The following is a 19,178-nucleotide window of genomic DNA, read 5'->3' as shown; positions in this document are numbered from 1 at the left end:
CCGTGGTTGTAACGTTATATTTAATCCCGCACCCATGACCGCAGATATATCAAAACTACCCTTGGATCAATGCAAGTTACTTTTTTTTAATCGCACTGAAGCCGCTTCTTTATTAGAAATGCCGATAAAGTCGAGCGCATCAGATTTGCTCAGAAAGTTAAGGGATAAATTGGGCAGTACCGAGATAGTACTGACCTTGGGAAGCGAGGGCGCATGGTATTCATATAATAGTAAAACTTATTTTCAAGCCGCTTTACCGGTGAGAGCTATTGATACCACAGCGGCAGGTGATACCTTTGTGGGCTATTTTCTCGCAGCTCGCCAGGCGGGCGCTGAGCCACTTGAGTGCCTCAAAAGAGCAACGGCAGCCGCCGCGTTAGCCGTTCAGTACCGAGGTGCTGCCAGCAGTATTCCAAGGGCAGAAGAAGTCGATCGGTTGATGCGGCAAGAAGGGATATAAAGTGCTTTTTTAATATTTTGATGGCTAAGATTTATCCGCCCTGTGCACACGTAGGGATGCGGTTATTATGTGTATTGATGGCTAACATTAATTGGATGCGATGATATTCCGCTCGTTGGCTTTTTATTTTTTTCGCTGATCTTCCGGTCTTTTTCTTCCTCTCAGTATTTCCACATCCTGGGTTTGAGTGTGTGTTTATCTCGTACATGCTCAGACCTTGAGAGCACCCTGCCTTTCTCTCTGCGCTTCGCCATTGGTTGACCATTTGTCCATGGTTTTATTTATATTGCCTGCGGCTGTTGATACGGCATTGATTTGGCGCGTCTGTTTTATATAGTAAGGCAGTGTTTTTCGTTTATCTTTTTGTTTTTGTTGGGCTTTTATATGGTTTTTTATTGTTCTGTTTTTTATATTTATTAAATTTAATGTTATTTATCATAGACTAAAGTTCTGTTTCGAGGAATATAAATTGCCTTTATCTTCAATTGGTCAACCAATTGGAGGTGACTTGCATGAGTCAAACAGCTACCGCATCGAAAGCCAGTACCGTAAAAGCGCTTCGACAGCGGGCTTATAGTATTCGCCGCCACGCTCTTCGTATGGGCGAAGTGCAAGGTCAGGGCTATGTGGGTCAAGCTCTGGGAATCGCCGATGTGCTGGCCGTTTCCTACTTTCACGCTTTAAAAATCGACCCTAAAAATCCTGAATGGGAAGAGCGGGATCGCTTTCTGCTGTCCATTGGCCACTATGCCATCGCTCTTTATGCCGCTCTGATTGAGGCAGGCGTTATCAGTGAAGACGAAATTGAAGACTACGGCAGTGATGACAGCATCCTGCCCATGTCCGGCATGGCTGCTTATACCCCGGGCATGGAAATCACCGGCGGCTCCTTGGGGCACGGTTTAGGTATCGGTGTTGGCATGGCGCTTGGACTTAAGCGCAAACAGAGCACTTCACGGATTTTTAATCTGTTATCCGATGGTGAGTTGAACGAAGGCTCCACTTGGGAAGCGGTAGCCTCAGCGGCGCACTGGAAGCTGGATAACCTGATTGCCATCGTTGATGTTAACGACCAGCAAGCCGACGACAAGTCTTCAATGGTGCTTAATTACGAGCCCGTCGCAGATAAGTGGACGGCGTTTGGCTGGGAAACCTACCGCGTTGATGGCAACGATCTTGAAGCCGTACTTGAAGCCTTCGATAGCGCCTTGGCAAGTAACTCCGACAAGCCCCGCGTGATCATTTGCGACACCTTGATGGGCCGCGGCGTGCCTTTTTTGGAAAAACGGGATAAGAACCACTTTATTCGTGTGGATGAAAACGAATGGAGCGTGGCGCTCAAAGAGCTTGATGACGTTTACGGTATCCAGTCAGGGGAGAAATAAGATGAGCGCCAAGAAGAAGCTTAAAACATCGGCCATGATCGCCTCCATTGCGGGGGAAGACCAGCCGACTACCTCGGCGCCGTTTGGCCACGCGCTGGTCGAGGCCGCCGGTAAAAACGACAAGATCGTCGGTATGACCGCGGACTTGGGCAAGTACACCGACCTGAATATTTTCGCCAAGGCCTACCCGGATCGTTATTACCAGATGGGTATGGCCGAGCAGCTTTTGATGATGGCCGGTGCCGGTATGGCTCGCGAAGGCTTCATTCCCTTCGTGACCACCTATAGCGTATTCGCCTCGCGCCGCGCCTATGATTTTATCTGCCTGGCGATTGCCGAAGAGAATCTTAACGTCAAGATCGTCGGCGGCTTGCCTGGCCTGACCACCGGCTACGGCCCGAGCCACCAGGCCACCGAAGATGTTGCCATCTTTCGCGGCATGCCGAACCTGACGATCGTCGACCCGTGTGATGCGGTCGATATCGAGCAGTCCGTTCAGGCGATGGTGGATTTCAACGGCCCGGTATATCTGCGCCTGCTGCGGGGCAAGGTGCCGCGAGTGCTGGACCGCTTCGAAGGTTACAAGTTCGAAATTGGCAAGGCCAAGCAACTGATCGACGGTAAAGACGCCCTGATTATCTCCTCAGGCCTGATGACTATGCGGGCTATCGAGGCTTCCGACGAGCTCAAGGAGAAAGGCAAAGAGGTGGGCGTGCTGCACTGTGCCACCATCAAGCCGCTGGATACCCAGACTATTCTGGAAGAAGTGCGCCGCCACCCGGACCGCCCCGTCTTCGTCGCCGAGAACCACTCGGTAGTAGGCGGCTTGGGTGAAAGCGTGGCCTTGCTTCTAATGAAAGAGGGTGTGGCCGTCAAGTTCTACCAGATCGGCCTGCCGGATGAGTTTTTGGATGCCGGTGCGTTGCCCACCCTACATGACCGCTACGGTATTTCTACCAAGGAGGTAGTCAAAACCATTGAGCAACATGTTGCTGTAAACGTTAATTGATTCAGAAGCTTAATACGCTAGTTACAACTTACAACAAATAATCGAATTGAGAGAAACGTCATGAAAAAAACTGTTCTTGCTACTGCCATCGCCGGCGCTGTTTTCTTTGCAGGCAGTGCCACCGCCCAGCAGACCCTTCAGTTAACGCATAATGCGGCAGAGGGAAACCCCAAATGGGAGGCATCCGAGCTTTTTGCCGAATTGGTTGAGGAGAAAACCGATGGTGAGTTGATAGTTGATGTTGGTGGTAATGCCCAGTACGGTGACGATATGGAAGCCTTGACGCTCATGCGTATGGGGACTCTGGCGTTCAGTACCAATAGCCAAGGCGCAACCTCCAGCGTAGTGCCTCAATTCTCCGTGCTGGGTCTGCCTTTTCTCTTCGACTCGCTGCCCGCCGCTTGGGAGGTCATGGATGGTGAAGTGGGTGCGGAGCTGAAACGCTTGGCCGAAGAGCAGAACCTGGTACTGCTTGGGCTGTGGGATAATGGAATTCGTCACGTCAGCAACAACGTACGCCCGATTGAGACCCCGGAAGACCTGCGAGGCTTGAAGATTCGCACGCCGCCGGATGAAATGACGGTGGATATCTTTGAGGCGTTGGAAGCCAATCCTACCCCCATGAATTTCTCCGAGCTTTACATCGCGCTTGAACAGGGTGTGGTAGACGGCCAGGAAAATCCTTTGATGAATACCTACTCGTCAAGGCTCCATGAAGTTCAGGATTATATCTCGCTGACCGGGCATAAATATGAGTCCACACCACTTCTGATGAGCAAGATGATGTGGGACATGCTCTCTGCTGAGCAGCAGCAGGCGGTCCAGGAAGCGGCTGACGAGGCAGGTGAATTCAATCGCCAGGCTTCTCTTGAAGCGGATGAGCGGCTTCGTAGCTTGATCGAAGATGCCGGTGTGAATATTAATGAGGTTGATAAGGCGCCTTTTGTCGAAGCGACCTCCTCTGTTTACGATCTGTGGCGGGAAGAATATCCAGAGCTTGTGGATATGGTAGTTAACGCCGCTCAAAACGAGCAGCAGTAACGAACCGGAGGGGTTTTTCATGACGCTCTCAGACGAGAGCCGCAACAGCGAAGCCGGCTTACCGGCTTCGCTGTTAATCGGCTCGAAGAACTTGATTTATCAAGTATCCAAGTGGTTGGCGATCATTTCGATCGTGACCATTTTCGTGTCCCTGCTCTCTGGGGTGGTCGTTCGCTATCTTTTCTCGACAAACCTTGGCTGGGCGACGGAAATTCCCAACCTGTTCTTTCCTTGGTTAACGATGGGCGCCATTGTGGCGGCTGCGGCTAGAAACGAGCATATCGGGATTGAGCTGGTGGTGGAGAAGCTACCAAGGCTACCCCGGAAAGTTGTGACACTCACTGTGAATGTGATCGCGCTGGTGGCCTTCAGCACTATGGCTTATCACGGCTTGAATGTGGTGGAGATTGCAGGCGGACAGCGCTTTCCCATTACGCGTCTTGGCATGTCTTGGGCGTATTGGTCGGTGGTTGCTGGGTTTGCAGGGCTCGCGCTTGTCTCGCTGATCAATAGTGCATTGGTTCTGGTGGGCGGTGAGGAGCAGTCCGACCCGCAGGTATCGCACGGGGAGGAAGGAATATGACAGTTCAAATGCTAGTGGCGTTTGTTCTTTTCTTGCTGATGGCAATGCCCGTGGGGTATTCGCTAGTCATTAGCGGTTGGGCGGCATTGTCGGTCTTCGGGCCCATGCCTTCCAGTATGGCGCTGATGAAGATTTTTCAACCAACGCAGAGCTTCCCACTTCTGGCGATTCCTTTCTTCATTCTGTCCGGTAGCCTGATGATGTCGGGCAAACTCGGCCAGAAACTGGTCGGGTTGGCTTCGATGCTGGTGGGCAAGTATCCTGGCGGGCTGGGCCAAGTCAGCGTAGTTGGTTCGACGGTGTTCGGCGGGGTATCCGGCTCGTCCGTAGCGGAAGCTTCGGCGCTGGGTTCAATGCTCATTCCTTGGCAGAAACGCGAAGGCTACCCCGGTGCGTTCGGCGCAGCGGTCACCTCGGCTTCCTCGGTCATCGCCGGGCTAATGCCTCCGTCGATTCCACTGATTCTGTTTGCCACGGTGTCCAACAGCTCGATTGCCTCATTGTTTATTGCCGCTGTGATTCCCGCCCTGATGCTGGCGGCCGGTATGATGCTGGCTTGTTATTTTGTGGGCAAGCGCCGTGGGTTTCCTCGTCTTAAGCTCAAGCACACGCGTGCCGAGATGCGCAGCACGCTGTTTACCGCACTACCTGCACTGTTGATGCCTGTTTTTATTGTCGTACTGCTAAGAGCCGGTATTGCCACGCCCACCGAGGTCAGCATTATCGCTGTGGCTTACGCGCTGATGGTCAGCGGTATCATCTATCGCGACTTGACCGGCGAGCGGGTGATGGCCGCACTGGCCAATACGGTGATCACCACCGGTATCGTGATGCTAATAATCGCGGCGGCCAATATCATCGCCTATATCTTGACCTCGGGTGGTGTGCCGCAAGCCGTGGCCCAGTGGGCCGTCGAGTATCTTCAACATCCGATTCTGATCATTTTGGCGATCAATTTGCTCCTGCTGTTAATCGGCATGTTCTTGGATCTACCCGCTGCGATCCTGCTACTGGGACCCACGCTCGTTTCCATTGCCAACGCGATCGGCCTGGATCTGGTGCAGCTTGGCATCATGATGTGCGTGAATCTGAGTATCGGTCTGTTTACACCGCCCATCGGCACTACGCTGTTCGTCTCAGCGGCGATTGCCCGTGAGCGCATCGGCGCGGTCGTCAAGGAGCTCGCTCCGTTCTATCTGGTGGCCATTATCGTGCTGTTGCTGGTCTCTTATGTACCGGCACTGATCATCTACTGAGGTTTGGCATGCATAACATTGCTTTTGCAGGACTCGGCGCCATGGGGCGCCCCATGGCCACGAACTTGAAAAACGCCGGTTTCAGCGTGTTGGGGGTCGATGCCTTCGAGCAGGTGGAAACCGTCTTCAACGGCCAGGCCACGACAGATGAGACGAAGCACCGCCACTTGAGCGAAAGCGAGGCGCTTTTCATCATGGTGGTAAACGCCGAACAGGTACGCGCCGTGCTGTTCGGTAACCCAACGGATGACGAAGCTTCGAGCGTGATGAGTTCGCTGAAAGAGGGCGCCTGCATCGTGCAGATGTCGACCATCGCGCCGGACGACGCCGCGGGTATCGCCAGCGAAGTGGCGGCGGTGCGTCCAGACCTTCACTACGTCGACGCGCCGGTGTCCGGTGGCGTGGTGGGCGCTCAAGCCGGCCAATTGACCATCATGGCCGCTGGCAGCGAGGAAGCTCTTGGCCGATGCTCGAAAGCGTTTGATGTGCTGGGAAAGGCGGTGTTCGTCGCCGGGCCCACGCCGGGCCAAGGTGCGGCCATGAAAGCCGTCAATCAGCTGCTGTGCGGCGTGCATATTGCCGCGGCCGCCGAGGCGCTGTCGCTTGCTGAAAAGAGCGGCATCGAGGTGTCGGTCATGCTTTCGATGGTGCAGGGCTCGGCCGCTTCGAGCTGGATGCTGGGCGACCGCGGCCCACGCATGATTGCCGAACCCGGCGAGGTCACCAGCGTCGTCGATATCTTCTGTAAGGACATGGGCATTGTCTGCGACTCCGCCAAGGGCGCCAAAGCGTTCACGCCGCTGGCGGAAACCGCCCGGCAGATGTTCGTGGCAAGCTCCGAGCGGGGTGAGGGCAAGCTTGACGATAGCCAGGTCATCCGCACCTACCGACTGCTCAACGGCAAGGGATGAGGCGACCCATGGCAACGAGTTTTATATCCGTCAGTACCGCTGCCTACGATGGCTATGGGTTCGATGTGATCCTGCCTTCGCTTGCGCGGTGCGGGGTGACAAATATCGAGTTCGCGTTTATCGATGGGTACGTAGAGGCGTTTACTGATAGCGACTTTACCGAGTCATTTGCCAACGATTTGAAAAACGAAATGTGCCGCTATGGTCAGCAGTGTCATTACTTCTCAGGCCATATTGATCTTGGGCTTGAAAACGCGGCTGCCAGGCTCGAAGCGCGCTGCCGTTTTGCGGCTTCGCTAGGCGCGAGTTTTGTCATTACTAACGCGGCCACGTGTGAGCATGAAAGCACGTTCTTTAAGCAGGCCGCTACACTGGCCGCCATAGCGCGTGAGTATGGTGTGCGTATTTTGCTTGAAAACCCCGGTAACGGGGTGCCCAACGTGTTCGATAGCTCGGCGGATGCGTTGGCGTTACTTGAACGGTTGGGTGATGAGGCCTTCGGTATTAACTACGATATGGGGAATTTGCTCTCACACTGCCCTGGGCAGAATGCCCTTGTTGATGCCCGAGCGGCCATGCCTATCGCCGATCACTTTCATCTCAAGCCCTGTGCTCGACGCAGTGATGGGTTTGATTTTGTTTCATTTGGCGAAGGTGATACAGACGACAAAGCACTCGCTGCTGTGCTGCTTGACCAAGACAAGCCGTTCTCTCTGGAGCTTCCATTTCGACTGCATCGCGATGCTGGCGCTCAGCCGTGGCGCGATGAACAACCACTGCCGCTCGATAGAATCGAATCGCAGATTTTACGCTCCCTTGAGGAGCTGGCTTTACTTACCCAATATTAATAAAAGGAAAACGTCATGCTGCTTAAAGGTAAAGTATGTATCGTGACTGGTGCTGCAGGTGAAAAAGGCATTGGCCTTAGAACGGCGCGTCTCTTCTACGAGCACGGTGCTTCCATTGTTATTTCCGACATCAATGAGGCAGCCTGCGAGAAGGTACGCAGCGAGTTTGATGCTGACCGCTCGATGGTCGTAACAGGTAACGTGGTAAGCCGTGATGACTGCTTCAGCCTAGCGAAAGCCGTGATGGAAAGGTTTGGCAGAATTGATGTGTTGGTCAATAACGCTGGTATCACTCAGCCGGTTAAGTTTGAAGAGATTACGCCAGAAGATTACGACCGTATTTTGGACGTTAACCTGCGTGGCATGATGTATATGTCGCAAGCTGTCGTGCCGCACATGAAACAGAGCGGAGCTGGGTCTATCATCAATACATCATCGGTTTCTGCACAGCGAGGCGGAGGTATCTTCGGTGGCCCACATTATAGTGCGGCCAAAGCCGGTATGCTGGGGCTTGGCAAAGCCATGGCGCGCGAGCTCGGTGCATCTGGCATTCGCGTTAACTCCGTAACGCCTGGCTTGATTGCCACCGACATTACTGCTGGCAAACTTGATGATCAAATGAAGGCTAAAATTCTGGAAGGTATTCCGCTAGCTCGCTTGGGTGGGCCTGCCGATGTTGCCAACGCTTTCCTTTTCCTGGCAAGCGATCTCTCAAGCTACATGACAGGGACAACCCTGGATGTGAACGGCGGTATGCACATTCATTGACTATGATAAGCTACCCTTATGCTTAAAATACGGTATAGGGGTAGCACTTGGATGACGCTATGAGCCAAATGGATCCGAATCTTTTGGATAGGCTTAAGGAGTTTGTTTCTGTCTCCGAACTTTCCCGGGATGGCCGGTTAAAGATCCCGCCAGAAAGAGCGCTCTGTGAGCACTTTGATATGCATCGCTCATCGGTACGGAATGTACTTTCAGTGCTGCATAGCCTTGGGTTCATTGAACGCAAGCAGGGCAGTGGTACCTTCCTCAAAATGCCGGAGCCGGTGTTTATGCAGCTCTACTTTGAGCTGGCACTAAAGCTTAACTATATCTCTGTTGATCATCTGGAAACTGCCCGGGAAATGTTTGAAAAAGAGATTGTCCAGGCAGCCGCTGTCAACCATCAGGCCCATGAGCTAGAGCAGCTTGAAAGGCTCTGTAGCAAGATCGTTAATTCCACCGATGTACTTGAAGGTATTCAGGCGGATTACGAGTTCCATGAGCTGTTGGCGATTATGGCCAAAAATCCCGCTGTGTTGATTATTTTTCAAGGGCTGTCATCGGTGCTTAAAAAAGTACTCCATCAGCGCAGAGTTCTTGCCAGGCAGTCAAAGGGTGCACAAAAGAAAACCAACGAGACCCATATCGCGCTTGTTGATGCTGTTAAAACCCGTGATCGCGAGTTGGCACGCCAAGCCATGCACGACCATTTTGAGACTTGGAATCAGCAGACATTACGCTCCTTCCCCCAAGAGAAAGCGTCTGCTTTTTCGATAGAGTAAGCACTTATATTCCAAGGCGGCGGAGCTGTTTTGATAGCCAGCGTAGCGTTGCTGCCTGTCTGATACACGTCAGTGTCAGTCTCCACAGCGATGGCACTGGCAATTCTGCAAGCAGCTTCGGTCTCCTGGTTATTGGTGTCCTTGTATAGCCCAGTCAGTGATAAACTATCGATATATTTAGCGGGTTAACAAACCAACCCGCTGGGGTAGGTTGCGGTAGCGAGGGCTGGTGTGAAAGGTGTTGTAAGTACAAGAAGTGCAAAAGGACTGTTAACGTCGCTCATCGTTGGCGCGATAGGCGGCACGATTTTTCAACTTACCGGTTTACCGCTTGCCTGGATGCTTGGCCCTCTGGTTGCCAATCTGCTGGTTTCCTCTCGGGGCGTTAACGTTGTAGTGCCGGAGCGACTGCGCAATGTTTTTCTCGCTGTTATGGGGTTGGTGTTAGGCAGCCAGGTGACACCGGAGCTCGCTCAGCGGGTGGTCGATTGGCCAATATCAGCCGTGCTATTGCTGGCGGGCATTAGCGCCTCTACGGTAGTGGCCTCGGCCTGGTATCGGCGCTGTGGGTTTGATTCTGTCAGCGCCTGGTTTGCCGCCGCTCCTGGCGCCATGACGGCGATGATTATCCTGGGCGACAAATGTGGCGGTGACCCTCAGCGTATTGCTATTGCCCAGTCGCTTCGCGTGATTTTGGTGATTTTAGTGTTACCTCCTCTTTTTTGGGCCTACGAGGGCGGGGAGGGTGGCATGGCGTTGCGGGCCAATGAGTTTGAACATGCCTGGATGCTGTTGCTTATCCCTCTGCTACTGCCGCTCGGGCGCTGGCTACGCTTTCCTACCCCCGCCTTATTGGTACCGTTGCTTACCGCTGCACTGCTTTCAGGGTTTGATATTGCCAGTCTTCGCTTGCCCGACTGGGGAATGAACCTGATGCTTTGGGTATTGGGCAGCGCAATCGGATCTCGCTTTAAAGGCATGACGCGGCGTTTATGGGGGCGCTATTTATGGCAGTCAGGCATTGCCACGCTGTTGGCGCTTATGGTGTTGGCCTTGTTTGCCGAATTAATTCATCAGTTTGTGGGCGTTGGCCGTGATGTCGCTCTGCTGGCGCTGGCACCCGGCGGGGTTGGCGAGATGGCCATTTTGGCGGTGGCGCTTAATATTGACCCGGTATTCGTCGCATTTCATCACCTTCTTCGCATGGTGACGTTGATGGTTTTTGCGCCATTTTGGGCTCGTTGGCTTTTACGGCATCAGGCATCTAACCCTACTAATGATCGATAAGTAACGTAAGGAACGTTCATGTTTTCTCGTATGCTGCAGCCGCTATTTCGTTACTTTGAAACGCGCGTAGATCCTTACCCCATGGAGGATGTGCAAACACCGCCTAAAGGTCTGTTGCCCTTCATCAAGCACTTCTCGCGCCCGGTATTGCCGTTGCTGATTGCCATGACGCTATTTACTGCGCTGGTGTCATCTGCGGAGGTGGTTTTCTTTAACTATATGGGGCAACTGGTTGATTGGCTGGGCAATGTAGAGCGTGAAGGCTTTTGGGCTGCGAATGGGCTTTGGTTGACCGGGGTAGGTGTGTTGATGCTTGTGGGGCTGCCGCTGCTGGTGCTGGCTCAATCGTTGGTTACTCATCAAAGTATCTTCGGCAATTACCCGATGATTGGCCGTTGGCTCTCGCATCGTCATATGCTCAATCAAAGCCTGGCTTTTTATCAGGACGAGTTTGCCGGGCGGGTGTCCCAAAAAGTGATGCAAACCGCCCTGGCGATCCGCGAAACGGTCACCAAGGTGATGGGCCTTTTGGTCTATGCCATTGTGTACTTCACCGGTGCGGCGATTTTGTTGGGGCGGGCCGATTTGTGGCTATTGCTCCCTTTGGGGCTTTGGCTTATTGGGTATCTGGCCATCATGCGCTTTTTTGTTCCTCGGCTGCGTGATGTGTCCATGGCGCAGGCCGATGCCCGCGCGCAGATGACTGGGCGCGTGGTCGACAGCTACAGCAATATTCAAACCATAAAGCTATTTGCGGATACCGAGCGTGAGCAGCGCTATGCACGCGATGCCATGGAAGGGTTCATGGAAACCGTGCACCGACAGATGCGTTTGGTCACCATTATGAGTGTCAGCCTAACGCTGCTAAATACCGCGCTGCTGGTAGGCACGGCAGGTATGGCGATTAGCACCTGGTATTACGACGCCATTTCGCTAGGCGTATTAACCATCGCGATTGCGCTGGTGATGCGCATTCGCTTTATGTCTGACTGGATTTTATGGGAAGTGGCGGGCTTGTTTGAAAATATTGGTACGGTACAGGATGGCATGAACACTATTGCCCGCGAACCGACCATCAGTGATGTGCCCAATGCGCCCGCCCTCCATGTACCGGCGGGTAAAATTCATTTTGACGCGCTGCGCTTTGGCTACGAGCAGGCCAAAGGCGAAAGTCGAACCGTGTTTGATGGGTTGAACCTGACAATCGCCCCCGGTGAGAAAATTGGCCTGATTGGTCGTTCAGGCGCGGGTAAATCGACCCTCGCTAACCTGCTGCTGCGTTTTTATGATGTTCAGGGCGGGCGCATTCTTATCGATGAGCAGGACATTGCTCAGGTCACGCAAACCTCGTTGCGTCACCAGATTGGCATGGTGACCCAGGATACCTCGCTTTTGCACCGTTCACTGCGCGATAACATTCGCTACGGCACCCCACAGGCAGATGATGAAGCGGTATGGGCCGCCGTATGCCGTGCCCATGCGGATGCGTTCATTAACGACCTGGTGGACCCTCAGGGGCGTCGTGGGTTAGACGCACATGTGGGCGAGCGCGGCGTTAAGCTGTCGGGCGGCCAGCGCCAACGTATTGCCATCGCGCGCGTACTATTGAAAAACGCGCCTATTTTGGTATTGGATGAAGCCACGTCGGCGCTGGACTCTGAAGTGGAAGCCGCCATTCAAGAGCAGTTGGATACGTTAATGGAAGGTAAAACGGTTATTGCTATTGCCCATCGTCTCTCTACCATTGCAATGCTTGATCGACTGATCGTGGTCGAGCAGGGGCGTATTGTAGAAAGCGGCACGCATACCGAATTGCTCGCTCAAGACGGCATTTATGCGGGGCTATGGAAGCGCCAGTCGGGCGGCTTTCTTGGGGTCGATATGTGATGTTTCTGATCCTCTGCTAACGTGTTCCAGATGACAGCTAAACCAGGAGATCGACAATGCAAGTGATAACGCTACAGGCCCCAGGCGGGCTGGATAAACTTAATGTGCAGGATGCCACGGCACCTGGCGCACCTGCAGCGGGTGAGGTTCGCGTGCGCATTCATGCAAGCTCGCTGAATTTTCATGACTACGGCGTAGTGGCGGGCATAATGCCGACCGCTGACGGCCGTATTCCCATGTCGGATGGGGCGGGCATTGTTGAAGAGGTCGGTGAGGGAGTATCCGAGTTTTCAGTGGGTGATCGCGTGGTATCGACGTTCTTCCCCTACTGGTTGGAAGGCCCTGCACGCATTGCGGATTTTACGACAACGCCTGGCGATGGTGTTGATGGCTATGCCTGTGAACAGGTGGTTCGCCCGGCACAGTGGTTTACCCATCAGCCGAAGGGGTATAGCCATGCTGAGTCGGCAACGCTCACTACCGCAGGGTTAACGGCATGGCGTGCGCTTGTGGTGGATGGCGGCTTGAAAGCAGGCGATACGGTTTTGGTGCTGGGCTCTGGCGGTGTATCCATATTTGCGTTGCAGTTTGCACGCATGATGGGCGCCCACGTTATCGCGACGTCATCTTCCAACGCGAAATGCGAGCGGTTACGTGAATTGGGCGCTACCCATACGATTAACTACAAGGAAACCCCTGAATGGGGCAAGCAGGTTAATGAACTGACGGATGGTCAAGGCGTTGATCATATTGTCGAAGTAGGCGGACCTGGCACGCTACCGCAATCTATCGAAGCGATCAAAATTGGTGGGCATATCTCATTGATTGGTGTGCTGACAGGCCGCCAGGGCGACATTCCAACTGCGAAGCTAATGGCGAAGCAGGCGCGTTTGCAGGGCCTGATTGTGGGCAGTCGTCGCCATCAGATAGAGATGATCAAGGCTATTGAGGCTAACGATATGCGCCCCGTTATTGATCGGGAGTTTGCATTAGCCGAGATTGCGGAGGCTTTTCGCTACCAGGAGGCAGGCAAGCATCTAGGAAAAATTTGTTTAACGTTCTAAAAGCGTTGACGTGTGATCTTTACCAGCACTGCCCACAAGGGGGTGCTGGTAGAGCAAGGTGATTATTCTGCTAAACGGCTATACACGACGCCCTTGATTTCAAGCTCCCAGATATGCTCATAAGGCACGGTGATGCTATCCACCTCATCAGGATCATCGTGACTTTTGTGTAGCTGCTGTTCGGGAATGACCGTTGCATCCATTTTGCGGGCGAGCTGAATGCGCGCACTAAACCGGTTGCCAGCCTGGTCGATAAGAACGCGCTCTCCCGACATGCATTTTTCAAGCTTGGCGTAGAGCTCTGCCTCGCTAACATGAACAATACTCATGGTCGCCTCCTGCGTAACATGAAATGGTTGCGGATAATGGTTATCTCTGAAGATGTCATTTTAGTCGATAAGTTCGAATAGCTCCGCAGAGATTTATCCTCAAGATACTAACCTTGTTCTTGTGTAATGTATTGACCGTAAACCTCAGAGCGTTCGTTGTTTGATGGCGCCTACTTATCAAGCGTCTGTCCATACAGAGCGACAGCGTTTGGCGGTGTACTGCCGAGGCAGTGAGGTGTGGCAGCAGTTTTTGTTTATTACCGACCTAACCGTGCAGGGGAAGCAGGTGCTGAGCGATGCCGGTATTAACCCCGCGCTGTTGTCACAGAATGCTGCGCTGGGTGGTCATGCGGTATTGGCCGCCAGCAATACGCTGACGGCCACTTTAAACGTACCGAGCGTGCTATTTACGCTGTCTCTTCGGGTAGCTTTGCGCTATGAAAGACGTTTTGTACATCGTCCAGATCGGTGAGCATGCCCACAAATTTTTCAAATAGCGCCACGTCATCGCCTTCGAGCGGCGTGGTGTTTTGCGGCAGAAACTGAATCTCATCAATTTCAAAATCGAGCTCACCGAACGCATTCAGCAGGGCTTGCTTGGCTTTAGCATATTCGGTGTGTGGCGCATAAACCGTAATACGCGCTTCTTCCTGCTCAATGTCGGTCACATCAACATCGGCTTCCATTAGTGCTTCAAGCACCGCCTCTTCTTCCTGGCCGACAAACGCAAAAATCGCGCAGTGATCGAACATGTGGCTAACGCTGCCGGGGGTGCCAATCTTGCTTTTCGTTTTGGTAAAGCAACCGCGTACATCGCCAAAGGTGCGGTTAGGGTTATCGGTTAAGCAGTCGACAATCACCATGGCGTTACCGGGGCCAAAGCCTTCGTAGCGTGCTGGAGAGAAGTCTTCGCCACCTGCGCCGCTGGCCTTGTCTAGCGCTTTATCAATAACGTGCGAGGGAACCTGGTCTCTTTTCGCACGCTCTATTAAACCGCGCAGGGCAAGGTTACCGTTCGGGTCGGAGCCGCCTGCTTTTGCAACAACGTAAATTTCACGCCCGTATTTGCTGTAAACCTTGGTTTTTGCGTCGGCCGTTTTAGCCATCGATTCTTTACGGTTTTGAAACGCCCTACCCATATCGGAGTCCTTTATTAGCCGTGCCACGCCTGTCTTGACAGCAGGCGTCATTTTCATCGAAAAAGGGGCAAATTTTACCCAACAGCGTACCATGCTAACAGCGTTATTTAAGCGAGACGACGTTATACAGCAAGCAACTCAGCCGGTAACGGCATTGGCGCATGTAGACGATGATTCATTAATAAGTAAAAAGAGGAAAAAATGCCGTTCTCACTCTGGTTGTCACTCGCGGCTATCTGCGCCATGGGGGCGATGTCGCCCGGGCCCAGCCTCGCTCTGGTTTTAAAACACACGTTGGGCGGTGGGCGGTGGCCAGGCATTACCGCTGCTTTATTTCATGCGGCTGGCGTCGGATTTTATGCGCTTTTGACCGTCTGGGGGCTGGGCGCGTTAGTGACTCGTTCGCCTGACGTTTTTCAACTGGTTACCTGGGCGGGCGCCGCCTATTTAGCCTGGTTAGGCATCAAGGCGTTACGGGCTGGTAGGGCGGGGGCAATGAGTCAACAGGGGGCGGTAACCACTCGCCGTCAGGCGGCCAAAGAGGGGATGCTAGTAGCGCTGGGTAATCCCAAGCTGATTATCTTTTTTGTGGCGTTGCTGAGCCAGTTTGTTACTCCTGATATGAGTAGTATGGCAAAGATGATCGTCGTACTAACCGCTATGCTTATTGATGGTGGTTGGTACGTGCTGGTGGCGGTCGGCTTGTCGCATTCGCGGGTACTGCCTTGGTTGCAGCGCCATGCGCACTGGGTCAATCGATTAACCGGCGTGCTATTGATTGCGCTGGCGCTGCGCGTTGCCATGGGGCCAATTACCCTGGGTTAATAGGCCGTTGTGCTTGGCAATAATCGATATAAGGCGCTGGTGCCATCCCTGTAGCCGTGGCAAGGTAGTGTTTATATCGCCTGGAAGGTGTAAGGCTTAATAATGACGATTTACGATCAAGACTGTTACACCCACCAAGGGCAGCCGTTTAATTTACGCGCGCTGCGTGGGCAAGTGCTGTTGGTAGTTAATGTGGCCAGCCAATGTGGATTTACGCCGCAATTAAAAGAGCTTGAGGCGTTATACCAGCGCTATCGTGACCGCGGCTTCACCGTGCTGGGGTTTCCCTGCAACCAGTTTGGCCGTCAGTCGCCGGAAAGTGCTGAGGCATTTTGTACTTTTGGTGAGCAAACGTACGGGATAAGCTTCCCATTGATGGAAAAAGTCAGTGTTAATGGCAGCCACGCACACCCGCTATTTGTCATGCTGAAACAACAGGCGCCCGGGGTCTTGGGCACTCAAGTCATTAAGTGGAATTTTACCAAGTTTCTGGTTGGACGCGATGGCAGGGTCATTGCCCGTTTTGGCCCGCGAGACCATGGGCAACCCTTACGCTTGGCATTGGAAGCGGCGCTGGATCGTGAATAGGTCGTTGGCCATCAACGAGTCAGAGTGCTGACGGCGGCTTAATGCTCTCCACGGGCAACCTTAACGCGGTTCATAAGCTCGACCCAGCGGTGGCGTACCATCATGGTGGTTAGCCCGGAAAAAAGCGCCCAGCCTTTGCGCCGCCACCCCTTTAAGCGCAGGTTATGACTCACCAGCTGTTGCATCAGCTTATGGTCATCAAACTTTCGCCATTCGCTGGCAATCGAAAGTTGATGGCGTGACATCACCGGGGCTAGCTCCAGGCGAAACATCCACTCAAGCTCCATCAGCGGCATGTCGTGCTGGTTAATGACCTCGACCATGCTGGCGTAATCCCGTTCGCTGGGTTCGCGGTCTAGCCATAAGGGGGCCAAGGCAAGCCAAAGGTCGCCGCGCTCGTCGACTAGTTGCTGTGCGTTCATGATGGCCTCGCAGGCATTTAAAAGAAGGGGCACTATCCTGCCGTGAAAGGCAAATAAGCTCAAGAGCGGACAGCGCCCGCTTGGCAAGCTAAAATAGCCGCCATGCTTACAGCATTGTCATGCTGATAATGAAACCAATCCGATAGTGAGGTTCGATGTGATTATTAAACCCAAAGTACGCGGCTTTATCTGCACGACTACTCACCCTAAAGGCTGCGAGCAAAACGTGCTTGAGCAGATTGAAGCAACCCGCGCGCGTGGTTTGGATAAAAGCGCCGGCCCCAAAAAAGTGTTGGTGATCGGGGCTTCCAGCGGTTACGGCTTGGCTGCTCGGATTACCGCTGCCTTTGGTTACGGTGCCGATACGCTGGGCGTGTTTTTTGAAAAGCCCAGCAGTGACACCAAAACCGGTACGGCGGGTTGGTACAATAGCGCAGCGTTTGACAAGTTTGCCAAGCAGGAAGGTCTTTACAGCAAGTCGATCAATGGCGATGCGTTCTCTAATGAAGCGCGTGAAAAAGCCATTGAGCTGATCAAGCAAGATATGGGCGAAATCGACCTGGTGGTGTACTCACTGGCATCGCCTGTGCGCAAGCTGCCGGATAGCGGTGAGCTCAAGCGCTCAAGCCTGAAGCCGATCGGTGAGACCTACCGCGCCACGGCCATTGATACCAATAAAGACCGGATTATCGAGGCAGAAGTGGAGCCTGCCACCCAGCAGGAAATCGACGATACCATCACCGTGATGGGTGGTGAAGATTGGGAACTGTGGATGGACGCACTGGACCAGGCGGGCGTGCTGGCCAAAGGCGCACGCAGCGTGGCGTTTAGCTATATCGGTACGGAAATTACCTGGCCGATTTACTGGCACGGCGCCTTGGGTAAAGCCAAGGAAGACCTGGATCGTGCGGCCACGGCGATTGATGGCAAGCTTAAAACTAGCGGCGGCGGCGCTAATGTCGCGGTACTCAAATCTGTTGTTACCCAGGCCAGTGCAGCTATTCCGGTGATGCCGCTGTATATCGCCATGGTGTATCGCATCATGAAGGAGCAGGGCGTACACGAAGGCACCATTGATCAGCTCAATCGACTCTTTGGTGAACGGCTCTATGCCGCAGAGCAGAGCGGCGACATGGCCACGGATGATAAAGGCCGTCTGCGTCTGGATGATTGGGAGCTGCGCGACGATATCCAACAGGCTTGCCAGGATCTGTGGCCGGAAGTGACTACCGAGAATCTATTTGATATCACCGATTACGCTGGTTATAAGCATGAGTTCTTAAAACTGTTCGGCTTTGAGCGTGATGATGTCGATTACGACGCCGACGTGAACCCTAATGTTGAGTTCGACGTGGTTAATTTATAAACCGTTAAATCGGTAAGCGACTTGCTTACCGCTTTAACGAATTGTCGGGCTTTTGTGCCCGGCAATTTGCGTTTGACGCGTAAAGTCCGCTAGCGGCAGGCGCAAAATCAATCACTGTTAAATGTTTACTGCTGGATACGCAAGTCCTTGAAGGTTCTGCCATGGTAAAAGCAGAGTGTTACTCGCTTTTACCATGGAGGAAATATGACCCGTACCGCACGAGTGGAGCCAGTTAGCGAAGACCAGGGCGACGCGATCATCGTATCGGGTTGGCGCGTTGTCGATGTTACCGAGCCTGATGCCCCTCAAGAAATATCCCGCCACGACACTGAGCCACAAGCAATTGATGCAGCGCGCCGCTTTGAAGCCGAAACTGCCCACGAACCTGGTTCAGCGCCTGATGATACTCAGGATTACGATGCGTCTGATCCCAACGCAGGCAAAGACGTTTCGTAATAGAGTCGTTTCAGCTGCGGGCCAGAAGGTGCCATGCACAAACGATGTCATGAAACTGATTGGATAAACAGGCAGCGATTATCCCGCAACTGGCGGGTATTGGTGATTTTCAATTCGGTCAACTAACTTGTAAGAGTGTGGCACTCAAGGAGAGACAGCATGAAACGGACTACATTAGCTATTGCAATTGCAGCTCTTTGCACTGGAATGTCCAGTGGCGTGTTTGCTGAGGATAACCAGCAAGAAAATGGTCAATCAGAAGGTGCGCTGGAACAACAGGAAGAGGCGGTCGATGAGCAGGACGACGCTCAGGATGAGCAGCCCGCCGCTATGACAGGTGGCAACGCGGCGTCTTCTTCGGATGTTGACCAGGAGGAGAGTGATGATCCGAACGACCTGATGTCTCGCCAAATAAGTGATATCGAAGGCATGACAGTGGTCAACATGCAGGATGAAGAAATTGGCGGTATTGACCGGATCGTTGAGCATAAAGAGTCTGGCGAACTGTATGCGGTTATTTCCATTGGTGGCGTATGGGGAATCGGTGCCGATGAAGTGGCGCTGCCATTAGATGAAATTGAGATGAAGGACGACCAACTGGTTACCAACACCACCTACGGTAGTGAAGAGATAGAAGCGACGGCAGAACAGTATGACGAAGACAATTTCAGCCAGATAGATAACGGTATGACCGTAACGCAGGCCCAGCAGCATCCTGATTAAGATACTGTCATGAGAATGGCCATCTAATGCCTGAAAGGCCATAACACTTTGT

Annotated in this window: 22 protein-coding genes; 19 read left to right on the top strand and 3 right to left on the bottom strand. The window is 53.2% G+C overall.

Going from position 1 to position 19,178, the window contains the following annotated elements:
* From ACT3TJ_RS04690 to ACT3TJ_RS04630, 13 genes are all read left to right on the top strand, one after another.
* Window positions 1–460 (top strand): PfkB family carbohydrate kinase (locus ACT3TJ_RS04690; protein WP_444622538.1); only part of this gene is annotated, 460 nt, incomplete at its 5' end.
* A 512-nt stretch (window positions 461–972) separates the two neighbouring features.
* A complete protein-coding gene (locus ACT3TJ_RS04685) occupies window positions 973–1,845 on the top strand; it encodes a transketolase (protein ID WP_193054764.1) in 873 nt (290 codons plus the stop codon).
* A gap of 1 nt (window position 1,846) precedes the next feature.
* Window positions 1,847–2,854 carry a transketolase family protein gene (locus ACT3TJ_RS04680; protein ID WP_444622539.1) on the top strand — a complete coding sequence of 336 codons (1,008 nt, stop codon included), beginning with the start codon at window positions 1,847–1,849 and terminating at the stop codon, window positions 2,852–2,854.
* A 60-nt stretch (window positions 2,855–2,914) separates the two neighbouring features.
* Entirely contained in the window at window positions 2,915–3,895 is a 981-nt protein-coding gene (locus ACT3TJ_RS04675) for a TRAP transporter substrate-binding protein (RefSeq protein WP_193054766.1), read from the top strand.
* A gap of 19 nt (window positions 3,896–3,914) precedes the next feature.
* On the top strand, window positions 3,915–4,478 hold the full coding sequence (locus ACT3TJ_RS04670; RefSeq protein WP_193054767.1) for a TRAP transporter small permease: 564 nt from the start codon (window positions 3,915–3,917) through the stop codon (window positions 4,476–4,478).
* Window positions 4,475–5,734, top strand: coding sequence for a TRAP transporter large permease (locus tag ACT3TJ_RS04665; protein WP_444622540.1), 1,260 nt, complete (start codon window positions 4,475–4,477; stop codon window positions 5,732–5,734). Before ACT3TJ_RS04670 ends, ACT3TJ_RS04665 begins: the two co-directional genes overlap by 4 nt.
* Window positions 5,735–5,742: 8 nt before the next feature.
* Window positions 5,743–6,645, top strand: coding sequence for an NAD(P)-dependent oxidoreductase (locus ACT3TJ_RS04660; RefSeq protein WP_444622541.1), 903 nt, complete (start codon window positions 5,743–5,745; stop codon window positions 6,643–6,645).
* An 8-nt stretch (window positions 6,646–6,653) separates the two neighbouring features.
* Window positions 6,654–7,493 (top strand): sugar phosphate isomerase/epimerase family protein, encoded by an 840-nt coding sequence (locus ACT3TJ_RS04655; protein WP_444622542.1) that lies wholly within the window; start codon window positions 6,654–6,656, stop codon window positions 7,491–7,493.
* A gap of 15 nt (window positions 7,494–7,508) precedes the next feature.
* The gene (locus tag ACT3TJ_RS04650; protein ID WP_193054771.1) at window positions 7,509–8,261 is read left to right on the top strand and encodes an SDR family NAD(P)-dependent oxidoreductase; all 753 of its coding nucleotides are present in this window, start codon (window positions 7,509–7,511) and stop codon (window positions 8,259–8,261) included.
* 59 nt (window positions 8,262–8,320) lie between these two features.
* Window positions 8,321–9,040: a FadR/GntR family transcriptional regulator gene (locus ACT3TJ_RS04645; RefSeq protein ID WP_444622543.1), complete on the top strand. Its 720-nt coding sequence runs from the start codon at window positions 8,321–8,323 to the stop codon at window positions 9,038–9,040.
* A 231-nt stretch (window positions 9,041–9,271) separates the two neighbouring features.
* Window positions 9,272–10,327: an AbrB family transcriptional regulator gene (locus ACT3TJ_RS04640; RefSeq protein ID WP_444622544.1), complete on the top strand. Its 1,056-nt coding sequence runs from the start codon at window positions 9,272–9,274 to the stop codon at window positions 10,325–10,327.
* An 18-nt stretch (window positions 10,328–10,345) separates the two neighbouring features.
* Entirely contained in the window at window positions 10,346–12,214 is a 1,869-nt protein-coding gene (locus ACT3TJ_RS04635; RefSeq protein WP_444622545.1) for an ABC transporter ATP-binding protein, read from the top strand.
* Window positions 12,215–12,270: 56 nt separating this feature from the next.
* On the top strand, window positions 12,271–13,278 hold the full coding sequence (locus tag ACT3TJ_RS04630; protein WP_444622546.1) for a zinc-dependent alcohol dehydrogenase family protein: 1,008 nt from the start codon (window positions 12,271–12,273) through the stop codon (window positions 13,276–13,278).
* 62 nt (window positions 13,279–13,340) lie between these two features.
* Here ACT3TJ_RS04630 and ACT3TJ_RS04625 read toward each other — a convergent pair whose 3' ends face one another.
* On the bottom strand, window positions 13,341–13,607 hold the full coding sequence (locus ACT3TJ_RS04625; RefSeq protein ID WP_172117262.1) for a hypothetical protein: 267 nt from the start codon (window positions 13,605–13,607) through the stop codon (window positions 13,341–13,343).
* Window positions 13,608–13,770: 163 nt separating this feature from the next.
* Here ACT3TJ_RS04625 and ACT3TJ_RS04620 point away from each other — a divergent pair, with 163 nt between their 5' ends.
* Window positions 13,771–14,079: a hypothetical protein gene (locus ACT3TJ_RS04620; RefSeq protein WP_444622547.1), complete on the top strand. Its 309-nt coding sequence runs from the start codon at window positions 13,771–13,773 to the stop codon at window positions 14,077–14,079.
* On the opposite strand, the gene ACT3TJ_RS04615 is transcribed toward ACT3TJ_RS04620, so the two are convergent.
* On the bottom strand, window positions 14,015–14,746 hold the full coding sequence (locus ACT3TJ_RS04615) for a YebC/PmpR family DNA-binding transcriptional regulator (protein ID WP_444622548.1): 732 nt from the start codon (window positions 14,744–14,746) through the stop codon (window positions 14,015–14,017). The genes ACT3TJ_RS04620 and ACT3TJ_RS04615 overlap by 65 nt on opposite strands.
* Window positions 14,747–14,947: 201 nt before the next feature.
* Here ACT3TJ_RS04615 and ACT3TJ_RS04610 point away from each other — a divergent pair, with 201 nt between their 5' ends.
* Together ACT3TJ_RS04610 and ACT3TJ_RS04605 are read left to right on the top strand one after the other, a co-directional pair.
* Window positions 14,948–15,571, top strand: coding sequence for a LysE family translocator (locus ACT3TJ_RS04610; protein ID WP_444622549.1), 624 nt, complete (start codon window positions 14,948–14,950; stop codon window positions 15,569–15,571).
* Between the two features lie 102 nt (window positions 15,572–15,673).
* A complete protein-coding gene (locus tag ACT3TJ_RS04605; protein ID WP_444622550.1) occupies window positions 15,674–16,159 on the top strand; it encodes a glutathione peroxidase in 486 nt (161 codons plus the stop codon).
* A gap of 38 nt (window positions 16,160–16,197) precedes the next feature.
* Here the strand turns inward: ACT3TJ_RS04605 and ACT3TJ_RS04600 are convergent, their stop codons facing one another.
* Complete coding sequence (locus ACT3TJ_RS04600; RefSeq protein WP_444622551.1) at window positions 16,198–16,581, bottom strand: DUF7079 family protein; 384 nt, start codon at window positions 16,579–16,581, stop codon at window positions 16,198–16,200.
* 157 nt (window positions 16,582–16,738) lie between these two features.
* Between ACT3TJ_RS04600 and fabV the strand changes: the two genes are divergently transcribed.
* From fabV to ACT3TJ_RS04585, 3 genes are all read left to right on the top strand, one after another.
* On the top strand, window positions 16,739–17,947 hold the full coding sequence (fabV, locus tag ACT3TJ_RS04595; protein WP_444622552.1) for an enoyl-ACP reductase FabV: 1,209 nt from the start codon (window positions 16,739–16,741) through the stop codon (window positions 17,945–17,947).
* A gap of 204 nt (window positions 17,948–18,151) precedes the next feature.
* On the top strand, window positions 18,152–18,403 hold the full coding sequence (locus ACT3TJ_RS04590; protein WP_444622553.1) for a hypothetical protein: 252 nt from the start codon (window positions 18,152–18,154) through the stop codon (window positions 18,401–18,403).
* A 159-nt stretch (window positions 18,404–18,562) separates the two neighbouring features.
* A complete protein-coding gene (locus tag ACT3TJ_RS04585) occupies window positions 18,563–19,126 on the top strand; it encodes a PRC-barrel domain-containing protein (protein WP_444622554.1) in 564 nt (187 codons plus the stop codon).
* Window positions 19,127–19,178: the final 52 nt, after the last annotated feature.

The sequence above is a fragment of the Halomonas sp. AOP30-A1-24 genome, assembly GCF_052378165.1.
Lineage (GTDB): Bacteria > Pseudomonadota > Gammaproteobacteria > Pseudomonadales > Halomonadaceae > Vreelandella > Vreelandella citrativorans.
The sequence above is the reverse complement of the archived record's forward strand: the minus strand, read 5'-3'. Positions and strand labels throughout refer to the sequence as shown.